This is a genomic window from Rhodococcus sp. 14-2470-1b (genome assembly GCF_002259415.1).
GTDB lineage: Bacteria > Actinomycetota > Actinomycetes > Mycobacteriales > Mycobacteriaceae > Rhodococcoides.
This window is the reverse complement of the sequence record NZ_NPFY01000059.1, coordinates 1-893: the sequence shown is the minus strand read 5'-3', so window position 1 is coordinate 893 and position 893 is coordinate 1. Positions and strand designations below refer to the sequence as shown.

Here is an 893-nt window from a genome sequence, read left to right as displayed (position 1 = left end):
GTGGGAGATCATGACGCCTTTGGGGCGTCCGGTGGTGCCGGAGGTGAAGATGACGTAGGCGGTGTCGGCGGGGGTCAGTGGGCGATCGAGTGCCGGTGCCGCGGTTTCACCGTGTGTCAGGCGTGCTGATACTGCTGGGTCGGTGAGGAAATCTTCGGTGATGACCACTGTGGGAGAAGCGTCGTCGAGGATGTGGGTGATGCGTTCGCTGGGGTAGTCGGGGTCGATGGGGACATACGCTGCGCCGGCGCGGATGACGGCGATCAGTGTGGTGACGAGGTCGACGCTGCGGGGGAGCATGACTGCGACGCGGTCTCCGACCTGTACACCACGCTCAACTAGCAGATGCGCCACTGCGTTCGCGTGGGCGTCGATGGCTGTGTAGGTCCACTGTTGTCCGCTGTCGTCGACGGCGGCGGTGGCGTTCGGGGTGCGGGTGGTTTGGGTGCGGATCAGTGTGTCGAGGGTGGTGTTCGGGCTTGCCTGGGTGGGTCCGGTCGACCAGGTGTCGATGTGCTTGCGTGTGTCGTCGGTGAGGACTGGTATCTCTGCCAGTCGTGTGTCGGGTGCGTAGGCGATTGTTTCGAGGACCCGTTGGAACGTGGTGGTGAATCGGTCGATGGTGGTGGGGGTGAACAGTTCGGTGGCGTAGGTGAGGTAGCCGACCATGCCGTTCGGGGTGTCGGCGAGGTCGAGATCGAGATCGGTCTTGGCCGCGTCCAACCCCGTGGATGCGCCCGACGGAAGTGCTGATTCGACCAGGCCCGGCAGCAACGAACCCACCTCACCAGTTCCGTCGTCGATATGAGAGGTCGTGTGGGTGAGGAGGATTTGGAAGAGGGGTGTGCGGTTGGTGGTGCGGGGTGTGTTGGTGGTGCGGGTGATGTGTTCGA

1 protein-coding gene is annotated in these 893 nt (G+C 63.7%); it reads right to left on the bottom strand.

Annotation, left to right across the window (positions count from 1 at the left end):
• Window positions 1-893 (bottom strand): AMP-binding protein (locus CH293_RS27675; protein ID WP_141217262.1); only part of this gene is annotated, 893 nt, incomplete at both ends.